The sequence below is a fragment of the Shimia sp. genome (assembly GCF_965227725.1).
In the GTDB taxonomy this organism is placed as follows: domain Bacteria; phylum Pseudomonadota; class Alphaproteobacteria; order Rhodobacterales; family Rhodobacteraceae; genus Shimia.
Map to the genome: position 1 here is coordinate 351,433 of NZ_CBDDGH010000001.1, position 14,746 is coordinate 366,178.

Consider the following 14,746-nt stretch of genomic DNA (forward strand, 5'->3'; position numbering starts at 1 on the left):
ACCGGACTCAAGCGACGTCGCTGAGGACGCGCGCCAGCTCGAACAGGCGGCGGCGCTGGTTTTCCGGAATGGCGTAGTAGCTGCGGATCAGATCCAGCGCTTCTTTGTCTGCCATGATATCGGAAGGAACGGATTGAGTGGTGCCGTCCTCTTTGTCTGTTTCCAAGCCTTCGAAGAAAAAGCTCACAGGCACATCAAGTGCATCCGAGATGTCCCAAAGACGAGACGCGCTGACGCGGTTGGCGCCCGTTTCGTACTTCTGGATCTGCTGGAACTTGATACCAACCTGCTCGGCCAGCTGCTGCTGGGTCATCCCCGTCAGCCAGCGACGCTGCCGTATCTTCTTACCAACATGCACATCCACCGGGTGTGTCATGACTCGTCTCCTTCGAATAAAATTGGCAAGCCACAGACAATCCCTGAGCGGAAGCTCAGACGCGGCTCCAGTTAAATAGTGCAACTATCGCGCATCCCATTCGCGATTGTTTAAGCTTAACAGTTTTCCCCTTATAATCAAGGGATAGAATGTGTTGGTCTCCTAAACATAAAGGCGAACGGATGCCCAAAGGGGTAGGTCCATTCGGATAGGTATGGTGATAAAATACTCTCATTACGTGATGTTTCGTTCGAAATTACCCGTTTCCCAGCGTCAGCTTTGACTTGATTGTGAACCCATGTGAATGCTCGCCAAACAGAGGAGAAGAGACATGCGCGCCTTTCAGGTAGTTTCCCACGACACCGCCCCCCGTTTGGTGGATTTGCCCACGCCGGAACCCGCAGCCGGGCAGATTCGGGTGAAGATCCGCGCCTGCGCTCTGAACTTCGGTGATCTCCTTATGATCAAGGGCACCTATCAGGCGACGCCGCCGGTGCCTTTCACCCTTGGCATGGAAGTCGCTGGCGTGGTCGACGCGCTTGGCCCGGACACCAAAGGCCCTGCAGTTGGCACACGTGTGCTGGTGTTTGGCGGAAGCGGCGGCCTGGCGGAGTTTGGCGTTTATGATGCGGCCAGCGCGGTGCCGATCCCGGATATGATGAGCTTTGAGGACGCGGCGGCCTTCCCTGTGGCCTATGGCACAAGCCATGTGGCGCTGGATTACCGTGCGCGCCTGCAGCCCGGTGAGAACCTGCTGGTGCTGGGCGCGGCGGGCGGCGTTGGCCTGACGGCGGTGGAACTTGGCAAGCTGATGGGCGCCAATGTGATTGCCTGCGCGCGGGGTGCGGACAAGCTCGCGGTGGCGCAAAAGGCCGGGGCGGATCACCTGATTGACGCCACCGATGCGGACATTCGCGCAGAGGTCAAAGCGCTGGGTGGGGCTGATGTGGTGTATGATCCCGTCGGCGGCGAACAATTCAAAGCGGCCTTCCGCGCCTGCCGGCCAGAAGCGCGCCTGTTGCCGATCGGCTTTGCATCTGGTGACATTCCACAGATCCCGGCAAACCACCTGCTGGTGAAAAACCTCACGGTGATGGGGCTCTATTGGGGCGGGTATCTGGCATTTAAACCAGAGGTGATTGTCGGCAGCATGAGAACGCTGTTTGGCTGGTACGGAGAAGGCAAGCTGTCCCCGCATGTGAGCCATGTTCTGCCGCTTGAGGAATCGGCAGAAGCTTATGAGCTGCTGCGCAGCCGTAAATCCACCGGCAAGGTGGTGGTGGCCATCAACTGACCACCCCAAGTCGCACCGGGGGTTCCGCCTGCGCATGCATGGGCTGGAACCCTTTGCGAATAAGATTGGCCAATTGGGCGATGACGTCGCCCTTGGCCTGATCCGCCCCATACATATTGATGTGCTGCTCTCCGAGATCGGGCAGCGATCCGCCGTGGTCGATCACCTCCAGATGGCGCGGCTCGGTGCCAAGCAACATCTCCCCAATCCCCAGATCAGCGGTGATTGTCGCCTCAACGGTGCGATCAGAATCCGTCTCAAGCGCAGAATCCCATTCGATCCCCGCGCGGTCCAGCGCCGCAATGGCGCGCGGACGGAAGAGACAATGGCGGGCAGAGGCAAACTGAATGGGGCGGCGGCGCCAGCTGGCCCCGCCGGGCGCACCGATCCAGACCAATGGCAGGGTGCAAAGCCCCTCTGCCCCGTCCGGCGTGCTGGATTCCGTGGTCAGGATCAGATCAATCTCGCCCTTCTCAAACATCTGCTTGAGCTCAAGCGTGTAGGAGGAGACCAGATTGACCTTTACACGTGGAAAGGCGCTGCTGAATTGCTGCATCACGCGCGGAATGGCCGGGTAGACAATGTCGTGTGGCACACCAAGCGTCACCGTGCCCTCAAATTCGTCATGAGACAGGCGGCGCATGATCTCATCATTCAATGTCACCATCCGGCGGGCATAGCCAAGCATCTGCTCCCCGTCCGGCGTCAGCGCGATCCCGCGGCCTGAGCGGTCCAGCAGCGCGACACCGATCAGCTCCTCAAGGCGCTTGAGCTGCATCGACACCGCCGATTGCGTGAGATGCAGAAAGCCTGCGGCCTTGGTGACGCCGCCCATATCGGCCACAGCCACAAAACTGCGCAACGTGGTTACATCAAGATTTCGCATGCCATTCCCCCTATAAATCACGGATTTCGATATATCATCAGAATCTGTGATGCAATACCTCACAAACATTCGCTTTCAAGATATACCCCGCCTCCCATATACATCAAGTAATTTGATGCAGAGCACGAAATCAATCGCAATTTAAGAAAGGAGCGACTCAATGGCCTTCATCACCACCTCCGCAGCTGCCTCCGGCACATCCAAATCCCTTTTCTCCCGCGTCGCGAACGTGTTTGCCGTGCGCCGTCAGCGCCGCCAGCTTGCGCAGCTCGACAAAGCCGCGCTGTTTGACATGGGTCTGACCGAAGCCGATGTGCAGGCAGAGCTGAAACGGTCAGCTTGGGATGTGCCCGCGCATTGGAAAGGCTGACCTTTAAACCGGCACCGAGAACATCCGGCACCCTATGGGCCTCGCCCCATTTCGCCAGATCCGCCCCTGACACGGGGCACATCATCACAAGCCTGTGAGCGCAAAACAGACCCGTGCTTTGCGCTCACAAAGGCTAACCTCCACCAGTTTGGCCTGAATCCGCGCTCAAGGCGGAAAGCACGCCACGCAGGCCAGCAAACCGCAGGCCCCGCTTATTAAAAAAGCACCGCAAAAATGCGTCGGATTTCCGCGTCTCTGACACCGGAAATCCTTGAATTCGCTTCAATGCTCACCGATATTTAGGACGGACATCCCGGCAACAGCCGTTGTGGGGAGGGAACGTATTATTCGGAGGCTGAGATGGCTGAATTTGAAACACTGCGCGGCGCTGTTGGCGCACGTTCAGCGGAAATTGACGCGGGCCTGCGCGCCCATATGAACAAAGTCTACGGCACAATGTCCGTGGGCATGCTGATCACCTTTGCGGCGGCATGGGCCATTTCCGGTCTGGCCGTGACCACGGATCCGTCCGGTGCGACTGCGCAGATCAGCGCAGACAAATATCTGACCTCTTTTGGTTACGCGATCTATGGCTCCCCGCTGAAGTGGGTGATCATGTTTGCACCGCTGCTGTTTGTCTTTGGCTTTGGCGCCGCGATCAACCGCATGTCCGCCTCTGCGGCACAGCTGGTGTTCTACGTATTCGCAGCCGTGATGGGCCTGTCGATCAGCTCGATCTTCCTGGTGTTCACCGGCGAATCCATCATTCAGGTCTTCCTGATCACCGCCATCGCCTTTGCTGGCCTGTCGCTCTATGGCTACACCACAAAGCGTGACCTTGGCCCAATCGGCACCTTCCTGATCATGGGTCTGATCGGCCTGATCATCGCGTCCATCGTGAACATCTTCCTGGCGTCTTCCGCCATGGCGTTTGCGATCTCCGTGATCGGCGTTCTGATCTTCGCTGGCCTGACCGCCTATGACACCCAGAACATCAAGAACACCTATCTCGCACACGCCCACCACGGCGACAGCGAATGGCTGAGCAAATCCGCCATCATGGGATCCCTGAGCCTGTATCTGAACTTCATCAACATGTTCATGATGCTGCTGCAGCTGTTCGGCAACCGCGAGTAAACCGAGCGACAGTTCAAAAAGAAGGGCCGGTCACAGCGACCGGCCCTTTTCTTTTGCCCGAAGATGATCGCGCCTTACGCCAGCGCAGGGTCCGCCAGTTTGCGGGTCATCTGGATGGCGGGGAAATGCACCCCCGGCGCCAGTGTGAGCTCAATCTCAGCGGCCTCCTGAAAGCCCATAGAGGCGTAGAAATCGCGCGCGGTGTAGGTGCTGAGGCAGCTCATCTGGCGCATTCCGTGGGCCTCTGCGGAAGCGAGCGTCACATCAATCAGCGCCCGCGCCACGCCGCGGCGCAGCCAGTCAGGCCGCGTGGCCACATGGCGCACATGACCAAGGTCGACGCCGCTGACACCTCGTGAGGGCGACAGATCGGTCCAGCCCCCTGCCCCAACGATGGCGTCGGTCTCTGCACATTCTGCAAGGAAATAGGTGCCGCAGGCCAAGAGCGATCCGCGTGCCCGCGTGATCAGGGGCAGCGCATCCTGCAACACATCGGCGCTGTAATCATTGGGCAGCAGATCCGGATAGGACTGGCCAAACAGCGCGGTCACGGCCTGACGGTCGTCAAGCGTGGCGGGGCGGATAAAGAATGGGTGGGGCATTGGGGACCCTCCTGAAGGAAACAGTTTTTTGTTCTTTCAGGCGCGGCTCCCCTAAAGCAAAAAACCGCGCCTGGTGTGGCGCGGCTTTTGCATGTGTCTCAGAGGGGGATCTTACTTGATCTTGCCTTCTTTGTACTCGACATGCTTGCGCACCACCGGGTCGTATTTGCGTACGACCATCTTTTCGGTCATGGTACGTGCGTTTTTCTTGGTCACGTAGAAATGGCCCGTGCCCGCGGTCGAGTTCAGACGGATCTTGATGGTCGTCGGCTTCGCCATTGTGCTTCTCCTGCGCCGGGGTACAGCTACCCCGTGAAAATCTCTTGAAGCCCGCCTTTTACTGATGGTCTGGCCTGAGTCAATGGGCTTTCCCGAGAATCCTCAAAGAAAGTTGGGCTGCGCGGAAAATTCCCACCCAGAACGGCTTTGCAGCCCGTCAACGAATGGGTAATTTCGCGCAATTACAGAGGGCGCGCGCTCTTTGATGGGGAAAGATGACATGGTTTGGTTCTGGATCGCAACAACGATTCCCGTGGTCCTTTTGGCGCTGGCCGGGATGCTGGGCGGCCTGTGGGCGGTGGCGGCACTGGTTTACATGGGCACGCTGGTGCATGTGATGGACCGTCTGGTGCGCGGCGCGGCGGCGAAGGCCGGTGCGGATGGTGAATTCCCCTCAGGCCTGCGGCTGTCCCTGCTGCTGGGCGTGCTGCATTTTCCTCTGATGGCCATTGGCGTTGCGGCGCTGGCCGGGATCACGGATTTGAGCCACGGGGCCAGGATCTGTGTGTTCATTGCCTTTGGGCTGTTCTTTGGACAGGTCAGCAACGCCAACGCCCATGAGCTGATCCACAAGCCTGCGCGGCTGCCGCGTCTGATTGGCATGTGGGTCTATATTTCGCTGCTGTTTGGGCATCACACATCCGCCCACACCAAGGTGCATCACGTCTGGGTGGCCACCAACAAAGACCCCAATTCGGCACGGGATGGCGAGAGCTTTTATCACTTCTGGCCGCGCGCCTGGCTGGGCTCTTTCCGGGCCGGGCTGCGGGCGGAGACCGACCTGCGTGCCAGAGCCAAGGGCCGCGCCAAGGGGATGCACCCCTATGTGGCCTATGTGGCGGGGGGCGCGCTGATGCTGGCTTTGGCGGCGATCTATGCCGGCCCCAAGGGGGCAATCGCCTATGTTGGGCTGGCGAGTTACAGCACCATGCAGCTTTTGCTTTCTGATTATGTGCAGCACTACGGCCTGCGCCGCGCCAAGCGGGCCAATGGCAAGCCCGAACCTGTGGGGCCGCAGCACAGCTGGAACGCGCCGCAGCTTTACACCTCAGCCCTGATGCTCAATGCGCCGCGCCATTCAGATCACCATATGACCCCGACCCGCGATTATCCGGCGCTGCGGCTGGACCGTCACGAGATGCCGATCCTGCCGCAATCTCTGCCGCTGATGGCCACGCTGGCGCTTTGGCCGCGCATGTGGCGGCGGGTGATGGACCCGCGCGTGGCAAAACTGCGCGCAACACGGCATTGAGACTGGATTGGGCAGCGGTTGTCAGGCAGCATTGCTTTCATGACACGCCTTGCCCTGATCGCCACCGCCTTCGCCATTACCCTGCTGCCCCACACCGCGCAGGCGCAAAGCGCCATGTCAGGCGCGGAATTTGAAGCCTATGTCACCGGCAAGACCCTGTTCTTTGAAGCGGACGGGCAGCGCTATGGCGTGGAAGAATATCTGCCCAACCGCCGTGTCCGCTGGTCCTTTCTGGACGGGCAATGCAAAGAGGGCGAGTGGTTTGAGCAGGGCGCGCAGATTTGCTTTGTCTATGAGGACAATCCCAGCCCGCAATGCTGGAGCTTTTTTGAGAGCGCACGCGGGCTGACCGCCACGTTTGAGAATGAGCCAAATGGCACGGTGCTCTATGAAATCGACCCGGCAGCGGGTGAAGAGATGCTGTGCCTTGGCCCGCAGGTGGGTGTGTAGCGTTTAAAACAAACTGCCCTGCTCCGGCGTGTCTGGCTTCTTGGGTTTTGGCTTGGGCGCAGGTTTTGACGCGGGTTTGACCGGCTCAGCCGCTGGTGCGGATGTGGGCGCTGTGGTGCCCTCGCCCACGGTGACACGCCCATCGGCAAACTCGATCTCAAGCGATTTGGCGGCGCTGGCTTCTGCACTTGTTTTCACCAGTGCCCCATCGCCGCGCACCACGGCATAGCCGCGCTCCAAAGTGGCGGTGTAGCTCAGGGTTTCGCGCATGCGATCCAGCGAGGCCAGACGGTCCTTCAGGGTTTGCACCTGACGGGTGCCTGCATCGGTCAAGCGGCGCGACAGCTCTGTGACCTTCTCGCGGCGGCGGGTGATGTCGCGCTGCAAGCCAACTGGCGTGAGGCGGTCGGCACGGCGGCCCAGCGCTTCGCGGCGGTTTTCAATCATCCGGGTCAGGGTGGAGGCGCGCAGGCTGCCAGATTTCTCGGACAGCATCACGCGGCGGGTTTGCACACCGGCTTGCAGCGCGCGGGGCAATGCGTCTGCCGCCGCATCCAGCCGCTGGCGCGGGGTTTGCAGCAGCATATCAGCACGCGGTAAAGCGCGGGAGAGATCGCGCAGGCGTTGATCGCGTTGGCGCAGGCCTTGCTCCAGACCGCGTGTGAGGCGCGCGCCCTGCTCCTCAACCCAAGCCAGCAGCTCCAGCCGCACCGGCACAGCAAGCTCGGCGGCGGCGGTCGGCGTGGGCGCGCGTTTGTCTGATACAAAGTCGATCAGCGTCGTATCTGTTTCGTGACCCACGGCAGAGATCAAAGGAATCTCTGAGGCCGCAGCAGCGCGGGCCACGACTTCTTCGTTGAAGCCCCAGAGATCTTCGATGCTGCCGCCCCCACGGGCCACAATGATCAGGTCGGGGCGCGGCATGGCACCACCGGGAGTGAGCTTGTTGAAGCCCTCAATCGCGTTGGCCACCTGCGGCGCGCATTGCTCGCCCTGCACGGCCACCGGCCAGATCAACACCTTGCGCGGGAAGCGGTCCCGCAGGCGATGCAGGATGTCGCGGATCACCGCGCCGCTGGGCGAGGTCACCACACCGATGATTTCCGGCAGGTAGGGCAGCGGCTTTTTGCGCTCAGGTGCAAACAGGCCCTCGGCCTGAAGCATCGCCTTGCGCTTTTCCAGCATCGCCATGAGCGCGCCAACGCCTGCAGGCTTGAGATCCTCGATCACCAACTGGTATTTGGATTGGCCCGGGAAAGTGGTGAGCCGCCCGGTGGCGACCACTTCCATGCCTTCTTCGGGCCGGGTGGAGATGCGCGCGGCGACGCCTTTCCACATCACGGCGGCGATCACCGAGCGGTCGTCTTTCAGATCAAGGTACACGTGGCCTGAGCGCGGGAATGACACGCGGCCGATCTCGCCTTTGATGCGGACATGGGCAAACTCGCCCTCGATCATGCGTTTGATCGCGCCGGAGAGCTCTGAGACGCTGAATTCCGGGGCGTTTTCGCCTTCTCTTGGATCGTCGATGAGGTCAGACATGGGGCGGCGGCTCAGTTCTCTTGTTTCCTGCGTCGACGCACCTTAGAACGCCCCAAAGCGAAGGCCAAGCGGAAGGCGGCGACATGAACATTCTTATTCTCGGCAGCGGCGGACGTGAACATGCGTTGGCATGGGCAGTGATGCAGAACCCGAAGTGTGACAAGCTGATTGTGGCGCCGGGGAATGCCGGGATTGCGCAGATCGCCGATTGTGCGGATTTTGACACCGAAGACGGTGGCGCAGTGGCGGATTTTGTGGCGCAGAATGCGATTGATTTTGTGATCATTGGCCCGGAAGCGCCGCTTGCTGCTGGCGTTGCAGATCGTCTGCGCGAAGCGGGTGTGCTGGTGTTTGGCCCTTCCCAGGCGGCGGCGAAACTTGAGGCCTCCAAGAGCTTCACCAAGGAAATCTGTGATGCGGCAAAGGCTCCGACGGCGGGCTATGGCCATTTCACCGATGCCGAGGTCGCCAAGGCCTATATCCGCGAACAGGGCGCGCCGATTGTGGTGAAGGCTGACGGGCTTGCCGCCGGCAAAGGCGTGATTGTCGCGATGGACGAACAGACCGCGCTGGACGCCGTAGACGATATGTTTGGCGGTGCCTTTGGTGGCGCAGGCGCGGAAGTGGTGATCGAAGAATTCATGGAAGGCGAAGAGGCCTCCTTCTTCATCCTCTGTGACGGCAAGACTGCGCTGCCGGTGGGCACCGCGCAGGACCACAAGCGCGTTGGCGAAGGCGACACCGGGCCGAACACCGGCGGTATGGGCGCCTACTCCCCCGCGCCGGTCTTGTCTGATGAGATTGCCCAGAAAGCGCTGGATGAGATCATTCAGCCAACCATTGATGAGATGGCCAAGCGCGGCACGCCCTATCAAGGGGTGCTTTATGCCGGGCTGATGATCAAAGACGGCCAGCCACGTCTGGTGGAATACAATGTGCGCTTTGGCGATCCGGAATGTCAGGTGCTGATGATGCGCCTTGGCGCGCAGGCGCTGGACCTGATGCATGCGGCGGCCGAAGAGCGCCTGCATGAGGCGCAGGTAAACTGGGCGGATGACCATGCGATCACCGTGGTGATGGCGGCCAATGGCTATCCCGGCTCTTATGAAAAAGGCTCGGTGATTGGCGGGCTTGAGGCGTTGACCTCTGACAGCAAGAACATGGTGTTTCACGCAGGCACCACCAAAGCGGATGGGCAGATCACAGCAACCGGTGGCCGTGTGCTGAACGTGACCGCGCGTGGGGCAAGCCTGCAGGAAGCGCGAGATCGGGCCTATGCCATGGTCGATGGCATCAATTGGCCCGGCGGCTTCTTCCGCAAGGACATTGGCTGGCGCGCGCTGTAAACGCAGGCGGTTTTGAGAAACGCAAAAGGCGGTGCAGAGGATGCGCCGCCTTTTTTCGTTTTGGCGGCTATCTCCTCTTAGAGAACGGTGTCGAGCACGGCTTTCAGCCGCGCGGTGGTGGCGGGCACATCATAAAGCTTGTCCAGACCAAAGAGGCCAAGGCGGAAGGTCATGAAGCCCTCAGGTTCATCACAGGCGAGCGGCACACCGGCGGCGATCTGCATGCCTTCGGCCATGAACTTGCTGCCGTTTTGGATGGCCGGATCAGCGGTGTAGCTGACCACAACGCCCGGCGCACCAAAACCTTCGGCGGCGACGGATTGAATGCCCTTGTCTTTGAGCAGCGCGCGCACGCCGTTGCCCAATTCCCATTGCGCATCGCGCAGCTTGTCAAAGCCGTAGTCGCGGGTTTCCAGCATGGTGTCGCGGAAGGCGCGCAGGGCATCGGTGGGCATGGTAGCGTGATAGGCGTGGCCGCCGTTTTCATAGGCCACCATGATGTCGCGCCATTTCTTCAGATCGAGTGCGAAGCTGTCAGACTGCGTTTCACCAAGACGGGTCAGCGCGCGCTCTGACATCATCACAAGGCCCGCCGAGGGCGAGGCGCTCCAGCCTTTTTGCGGGGCAGAACACAGCACATCCACGCCAAGCGCTTTCATATCGACCCAGACACAGCCCGAGGCGATGCAATCCAGCACCATCAGCGCGCCAACCTCATGGGCAGCTGCGGCCATGGCGGCGATGTAGTCATCGGGCAGGATCACACCGGCGCTGGTTTCCACATGGGGTGCAAAGACCACCTGAGGCTTTTCTGCGCGAATTTTGGCCACCACATCGTCGATCGGGGCTGGTGCAAAGGGCGCGGTGGCATCGTTGCCGGTCTGGCGCGCTTTCATGACGGTGCTTTCAGCGGCAAAGCCGCCCGCCTCAAAGATCTGGCTCCAGCGGTAGGAGAACCAGCCGTTGCGCACCACGAGGGTTGTCTGACCTGCCGCGAACTGGCGCGCGACCGCTTCCATGCCATAGGTGCCGCCACCGGGCACGAGCGCCACGCCGTCGGCGTTATAGACCTCTTTCAGAAGATCGGAGATGTCGCGCATCACCTGCTGAAAGGTGTTGGACATGTGGTTGAGGGAGCGGTCGGTAAAGACCACGGAAAATTCACTCAGCCCACCGGGATCAATGTCATGTGCCATCTGCGCTCTCCTATCTCTGTTGCACCGGATGTAGCGCGCAGTCTGTGAAATGCAAAGTCACATGCTGGCGACGCAGCTGTTAGGCCACGTTCACAGCGGGCCGGGGCGGCGCTCTTCGCTGAGCAGAACATTGGCCTCCACATTGCCCACCCCGGGCAGGGTCATGACGCGGCGACGCAGGACGCGCTCAAAGTCAGAAATATCTCGCGCCGTGACGCGCAGGCGGTAGTCATACATGCCCAGCACATGCTCGACGGTCTGAACCTCGGGAATGGCGGTCACCGCGCGCTCAAAATCCTCAAGGCTGACACGGCCCTTGGTGGCCAGTTTGATGCCCAGAAAGACCGTCACCCCGAAGCCAAGCTTTTCACGATCCAGATCCAGTTTGCGCCCGGCAATGGCCCCGCTGTCCTGCAGCCGCTTGATGCGACGCCAGGTGGCCGGTTGCGAGAGGCCAAAGCGCCGCCCCAAGGCTCCTGCGTTCTGGGTCGCATCCTCGGCCAGCGCCTTCAGCAACGCGCGGTCGATATCATCCAGATCAATCATATGGGCAGGCTCTCATCCGATTTGATGCGCGCCACATGCATGAGTGCCTCAATGTCTGCGATATGGGGCAGCGTCAGGATGCGGCGGCGATAGATCTCCTGATAGTGGGCCATGTCTTTGGCGATCACCGAGAGGCGCACATCAACCTGCCCCAGAAAGGTCTGTATCTCGATGACCTCGGCAATATCGCGGGCGGCCTCAAGAAAATCGTCAAAGGCACGGGATAGGGTTTTATCAAGGGTCACACGCAGGCTGACCTCGACCGCATAGCCCAAAGCCTGCCAGTCGATCACCGCGCGCTGGCCGCGCAGAATGCCCGCCTCGCGCAGCTTGTCGATTTTGCGCGACAGGCGGGAGGTGGTGAGGCCAAGACGGTCAGCAAGCTCCGGCACCGACTGACTCGGATCGCCCTGAAGATGGCGCAGTATGCGTCTATCGAGATCATCAAGCATGAAAGTGACGATAAATCACGCATGAAAGAATAGAAACCTCGAAATCACCTCTGATTTTGCCGATCACAACACTCTCTTTCCCCAAAGGAATGCCTATTGTGGCCGCAACATCAAACAGAGGAGCGTTCATCATGCGCGTTTATTACGATCGCGACTGCGACATCAACCTGATCAAAGACATGAAAGTGGCCATCCTGGGCTACGGTTCCCAAGGCCACGCGCACGCGCTGAACCTGCGTGACTCCGGCGCGAAGAACGTTGTTGTGGCGCTGCGCGAAGGCTCCCCTTCCGCGAAGAAAGCCGAAGGCGAAGGCCTGCAGGTGATGGGCATTGCCGAAGCCGCAGCTTGGTGTGACGTGATCATGTTCACCATGCCCGATGAACTTCAGGCAGAAACCTACAAGAAATACGTCCACGACAACATCAAGCCAGGTGCCGCGATTGCGTTTGCCCACGGCCTGAACGTGCACTTTGGCCTGATCGAGCCAAAAGAAGGCGTGGACGTGATCATGATGGCGCCTAAAGGCCCAGGTCACACCGTGCGCGGCGAATACACCAAAGGCGGCGGCGTGCCTTGCCTCGTCGCGGTTGACACCGACGCAACCGGCCGTGCGCTGGAAATCGGCCTGTCCTACTGCTCCGCCATCGGTGGCGGCCGCTCCGGCATCATCGAAACCAACTTCCGCGAAGAGTGCGAAACCGACCTGTTCGGCGAACAAGCTGTTCTCTGCGGCGGTCTGGTTGAGCTGATCCGCTGTGGTTTTGAAACTCTGGTGGAAGCAGGCTACGCACCTGAGATGGCCTACTTTGAGTGTCTGCACGAAGTGAAGCTGATCGTGGACCTGATCTACGAAGGCGGCATCGCGAACATGGACTACTCTATCTCCAACACCGCGGAATACGGCCAGTATGTCACCGGCCCACGCATCCTGAAGTACGACGAAACCAAAGCCCGCATGAAAGCGGTTCTGGAAGACATCCAGCAGGGCAAATTCGTGCGCGACTTCATGCTGGAAAACGCGGTTGGTCAGCCGACCATCAAAGCGTCCCGTCGTGCAAACGACGAGCACATGATCGAAGAGACCGGCGCAAAACTGCGCGGCATGATGCCTTGGATCTCTGCCGGCAAAATGGTCGACAAAGAAAAGAACTGATCCTTGCGATCAAGGTTTGGAAAGGGCGCCCGTGTGGCGCCCTTTTTCATTAGGGCACAGTGGCTTATGCAGCTTTGCCCTGTGCCGACTGCGCAAAGCAGGTGCCAAAGACATGATCCCAGCCACCGTTGTAGTTCCCGCGCATTTCATCGGCGCGGTCGGCCCAGTTCTCCCAATTGGAATGGGTCAGCGCGACACGGCATTGCCCGCCGGGCAGATCTTCGAAGGTTACGGAAACTTCAGTGGGACTCGCTGGGTCAGATCCCGGATGCCACGTCATGGCAAACCGCACGCCCGGCTCAAACACCAGCACCCTGCCCCACTCGCTGCGCGCCCCGTCATGCATGGTTTCATAAACCGCCCCGCCGACCTGCGGCTCGATGGTGACGGCCTGTGCCGGTTTACCGGATTGGGCAGACACCGCATGGCGATCCAGCCGCCACCAGCGCGATGTGTTGCGCACAAAGACGTCAAACGCGGCCTGTGCGGTGCAATTCACAGTGATGGTTTTGACAATTGGCGCGGTCATGGAATGTCTCCCTTCGGGTTCTCAATCTCATTGGCAAAGTCCGTCAGCACATCGCCCCACAGCTGGTCGAGATAGGCGCGCAGTTCTGCAAGGCCTTCGCGGCGCACAGCGTAGATATTGCTCCGCCCCTGTTTGCGCATGGTCACCAGCCCCGCATCTGTCAGCACCTTGAGATGCTGAGACACCGCCGGGCGGCTGACCGGCACTGTTTCCGCCAGAGCGCCGACCGCCTGGGGACGCTTGGAGAGTGCTTCAAAGAGGTAGCGGCGCGTTGGATCAGCGAGTGCGGCAAAACTTGAATCGTAAGTCATGACTTACGGTAAGTGAGAACTTACAAAAAGTCAAAAAGCGGTTTGACCTTCCCGATCATTGCCCCCTTACTGCGCAGCGGAAACGAGGCCCGTCATGTCAGAGCAAAACAGCCCACAGATCACTGCCGCCAGCTGGCTTATGGTGGCCACGCTTGGCCTTGTCTGGGGCGGCACCTTTATGGTGCAGAAACTGGCGCTGGAGCATTTGCCGCCGCTTTGGGTGGCGGCAGGCCGCATTGGTTTTGCAGCGCTGATCACCACGGTGATCTGGCAGATGCGTGGCGGCGGGATGTTTCGCTCAGAAGAGCGGGATTGGGGCCGGCTGATCTGGGTGTCGATGCTGAGCGCGGCGGTGCCGTTCATGTTCCTTGCCTGGGCGCAGCAATATGTGACCTCTGCCTTCACCGGCGTCTCGATGGCCGCGGTGGCGCTGATCGTATTGCCGCTGGCGCATTTTCTGGTGCCGGGCGAGCGCATGACATTGCGCCGGACATTGGGCTTTCTGATTGGATTTGCAGGGGTTTTGGTGCTGATCGGCCCGGCCGCTTTTGCCTCAAGCGGCAGCCCGCTTGAAGGTTGGGGGCAGCTGGCCTGCTTGTCGGCTGCCGCCTGTTATGCGGTTTCTTCGATCCTGATGCGGCGCTTGCCGCCGCTGGATCCGGTGGGCCTGTCGGCCACCACATTGCTGTTTGGCGCAGCTTTGGTGATCCCGCTGGCGGCGCTGCAGCACGGCTTGCCTCCCATGCCCTCTGCCGAGGGGCTGGCGATTGTCGCGGTGCTGGGACTGGTGCCGACGGCGGCGGCGGGCCTGCTGCGCATTCTGGTGATCCGCACGGCAGGGCCGGTGTTCATGAGCCTGACCAATTATCAGGTGCCGCTGTGGTCGGTGGTCTTTGGTGTGACCGTGATGGGAGAGCCGCTGCCCGGCTCTCTGATCTGGGCCACTTTGCTGATCCTGTCAGGCGTCGCGCTCAGCCAATATGGCGCGTTGCGACGCCTCTTCTTCCCGCGTGGCGGCTGAGCC

The 14,746-nt window shown here is 60.4% G+C and carries 18 protein-coding genes; 8 read left to right on the forward strand and 10 right to left on the reverse strand.

Going from position 1 to position 14,746, the window contains the following annotated elements; genetic code table 11:
• Positions 1-7: 7 nt before the first annotated feature.
• Entirely contained in the window at positions 8-376 is a 369-nt protein-coding gene (locus ACO07T_RS01680) for a helix-turn-helix domain-containing protein (protein WP_209065176.1), read from the reverse strand.
• Between the two features lie 331 nt (positions 377-707).
• Here ACO07T_RS01680 and ACO07T_RS01685 point away from each other — a divergent pair, with 331 nt between their 5' ends.
• Positions 708-1,670, forward strand: coding sequence for an NADPH:quinone oxidoreductase family protein (locus ACO07T_RS01685; protein ID WP_422047991.1), 963 nt, complete (start codon positions 708-710; stop codon positions 1,668-1,670).
• On the opposite strand, the gene ACO07T_RS01690 is transcribed toward ACO07T_RS01685, so the two are convergent.
• Positions 1,663-2,556, reverse strand: coding sequence for a LysR family transcriptional regulator (locus tag ACO07T_RS01690; protein WP_209065178.1), 894 nt, complete (start codon positions 2,554-2,556; stop codon positions 1,663-1,665). The two genes, ACO07T_RS01685 and ACO07T_RS01690, sit on opposite strands and share 8 nt — an antisense overlap.
• Positions 2,557-2,716: 160 nt before the next feature.
• Here ACO07T_RS01690 and ACO07T_RS01695 point away from each other — a divergent pair, with 160 nt between their 5' ends.
• Both ACO07T_RS01695 and ACO07T_RS01700 read left to right on the forward strand, forming a co-directional pair.
• A complete protein-coding gene (locus tag ACO07T_RS01695; RefSeq protein WP_422047992.1) occupies positions 2,717-2,926 on the forward strand; it encodes a DUF1127 domain-containing protein in 210 nt (69 codons plus the stop codon).
• A 360-nt stretch (positions 2,927-3,286) separates the two neighbouring features.
• A complete protein-coding gene (locus tag ACO07T_RS01700) occupies positions 3,287-4,063 on the forward strand; it encodes a Bax inhibitor-1/YccA family protein (protein ID WP_209065180.1) in 777 nt (258 codons plus the stop codon).
• Between the two features lie 74 nt (positions 4,064-4,137).
• Here ACO07T_RS01700 and ACO07T_RS01705 read toward each other — a convergent pair whose 3' ends face one another.
• Positions 4,138-4,665 carry a GNAT family N-acetyltransferase gene (locus tag ACO07T_RS01705; protein WP_422047993.1) on the reverse strand — a complete coding sequence of 176 codons (528 nt, stop codon included), beginning with the start codon at positions 4,663-4,665 and terminating at the stop codon, positions 4,138-4,140.
• Between the two features lie 111 nt (positions 4,666-4,776).
• Complete coding sequence (gene rpmG / locus ACO07T_RS01710) at positions 4,777-4,944, reverse strand: 50S ribosomal protein L33 (RefSeq protein ID WP_007814563.1); 168 nt, start codon at positions 4,942-4,944, stop codon at positions 4,777-4,779.
• A gap of 220 nt (positions 4,945-5,164) precedes the next feature.
• Between rpmG and ACO07T_RS01715 the strand changes: the two genes are divergently transcribed.
• Positions 5,165-6,196 (forward strand): alkane 1-monooxygenase, encoded by a 1,032-nt coding sequence (locus ACO07T_RS01715; protein WP_422047994.1) that lies wholly within the window; start codon positions 5,165-5,167, stop codon positions 6,194-6,196.
• A gap of 39 nt (positions 6,197-6,235) precedes the next feature.
• Positions 6,236-6,646: a hypothetical protein gene (locus ACO07T_RS01720; RefSeq protein ID WP_422047995.1), complete on the forward strand. Its 411-nt coding sequence runs from the start codon at positions 6,236-6,238 to the stop codon at positions 6,644-6,646.
• 3 nt (positions 6,647-6,649) lie between these two features.
• On the opposite strand, the gene xseA is transcribed toward ACO07T_RS01720, so the two are convergent.
• Positions 6,650-8,188, reverse strand: coding sequence for an exodeoxyribonuclease VII large subunit (gene xseA / locus ACO07T_RS01725; RefSeq protein WP_422047996.1), 1,539 nt, complete (start codon positions 8,186-8,188; stop codon positions 6,650-6,652).
• An 83-nt stretch (positions 8,189-8,271) separates the two neighbouring features.
• Between xseA and purD the strand changes: the two genes are divergently transcribed.
• Entirely contained in the window at positions 8,272-9,534 is a 1,263-nt protein-coding gene (gene purD / locus ACO07T_RS01730) for a phosphoribosylamine--glycine ligase (RefSeq protein ID WP_422047997.1), read from the forward strand.
• A gap of 77 nt (positions 9,535-9,611) precedes the next feature.
• On the opposite strand, the gene ACO07T_RS01735 is transcribed toward purD, so the two are convergent.
• The 3 genes from ACO07T_RS01735 to ACO07T_RS01745 form a co-directional block, all read right to left on the reverse strand.
• Positions 9,612-10,730 carry an aminotransferase class V-fold PLP-dependent enzyme gene (locus tag ACO07T_RS01735; RefSeq protein WP_422047998.1) on the reverse strand — a complete coding sequence of 373 codons (1,119 nt, stop codon included), beginning with the start codon at positions 10,728-10,730 and terminating at the stop codon, positions 9,612-9,614.
• A gap of 90 nt (positions 10,731-10,820) precedes the next feature.
• Positions 10,821-11,276, reverse strand: coding sequence for an Lrp/AsnC family transcriptional regulator (locus ACO07T_RS01740; RefSeq protein ID WP_209065187.1), 456 nt, complete (start codon positions 11,274-11,276; stop codon positions 10,821-10,823).
• Positions 11,273-11,728 carry an Lrp/AsnC family transcriptional regulator gene (locus tag ACO07T_RS01745; RefSeq protein WP_422047999.1) on the reverse strand — a complete coding sequence of 152 codons (456 nt, stop codon included), beginning with the start codon at positions 11,726-11,728 and terminating at the stop codon, positions 11,273-11,275. Before ACO07T_RS01745 ends, ACO07T_RS01740 begins: the two co-directional genes overlap by 4 nt.
• Before the next feature lie 131 nt (positions 11,729-11,859).
• On the opposite strand from ACO07T_RS01745, the gene ilvC reads away from it, so the two are divergent.
• Entirely contained in the window at positions 11,860-12,882 is a 1,023-nt protein-coding gene (ilvC, locus tag ACO07T_RS01750) for a ketol-acid reductoisomerase (protein ID WP_209065189.1), read from the forward strand.
• Positions 12,883-12,946: 64 nt separating this feature from the next.
• Here the strand turns inward: ilvC and ACO07T_RS01755 are convergent, their stop codons facing one another.
• Together ACO07T_RS01755 and ACO07T_RS01760 are read right to left on the reverse strand one after the other, a co-directional pair.
• Complete coding sequence (locus tag ACO07T_RS01755; protein WP_422048000.1) at positions 12,947-13,411, reverse strand: SRPBCC domain-containing protein; 465 nt, start codon at positions 13,409-13,411, stop codon at positions 12,947-12,949.
• Entirely contained in the window at positions 13,408-13,722 is a 315-nt protein-coding gene (locus ACO07T_RS01760; RefSeq protein ID WP_422048001.1) for an ArsR/SmtB family transcription factor, read from the reverse strand. The genes ACO07T_RS01755 and ACO07T_RS01760 overlap by 4 nt, the downstream gene beginning before the upstream one ends.
• Positions 13,723-13,816: 94 nt before the next feature.
• Here ACO07T_RS01760 and ACO07T_RS01765 point away from each other — a divergent pair, with 94 nt between their 5' ends.
• Positions 13,817-14,743, forward strand: a complete 927-nt coding sequence (locus ACO07T_RS01765) for a DMT family transporter (protein WP_422048002.1) — start codon at positions 13,817-13,819, stop codon at positions 14,741-14,743.
• Positions 14,744-14,746 lie beyond the last annotated feature (3 nt).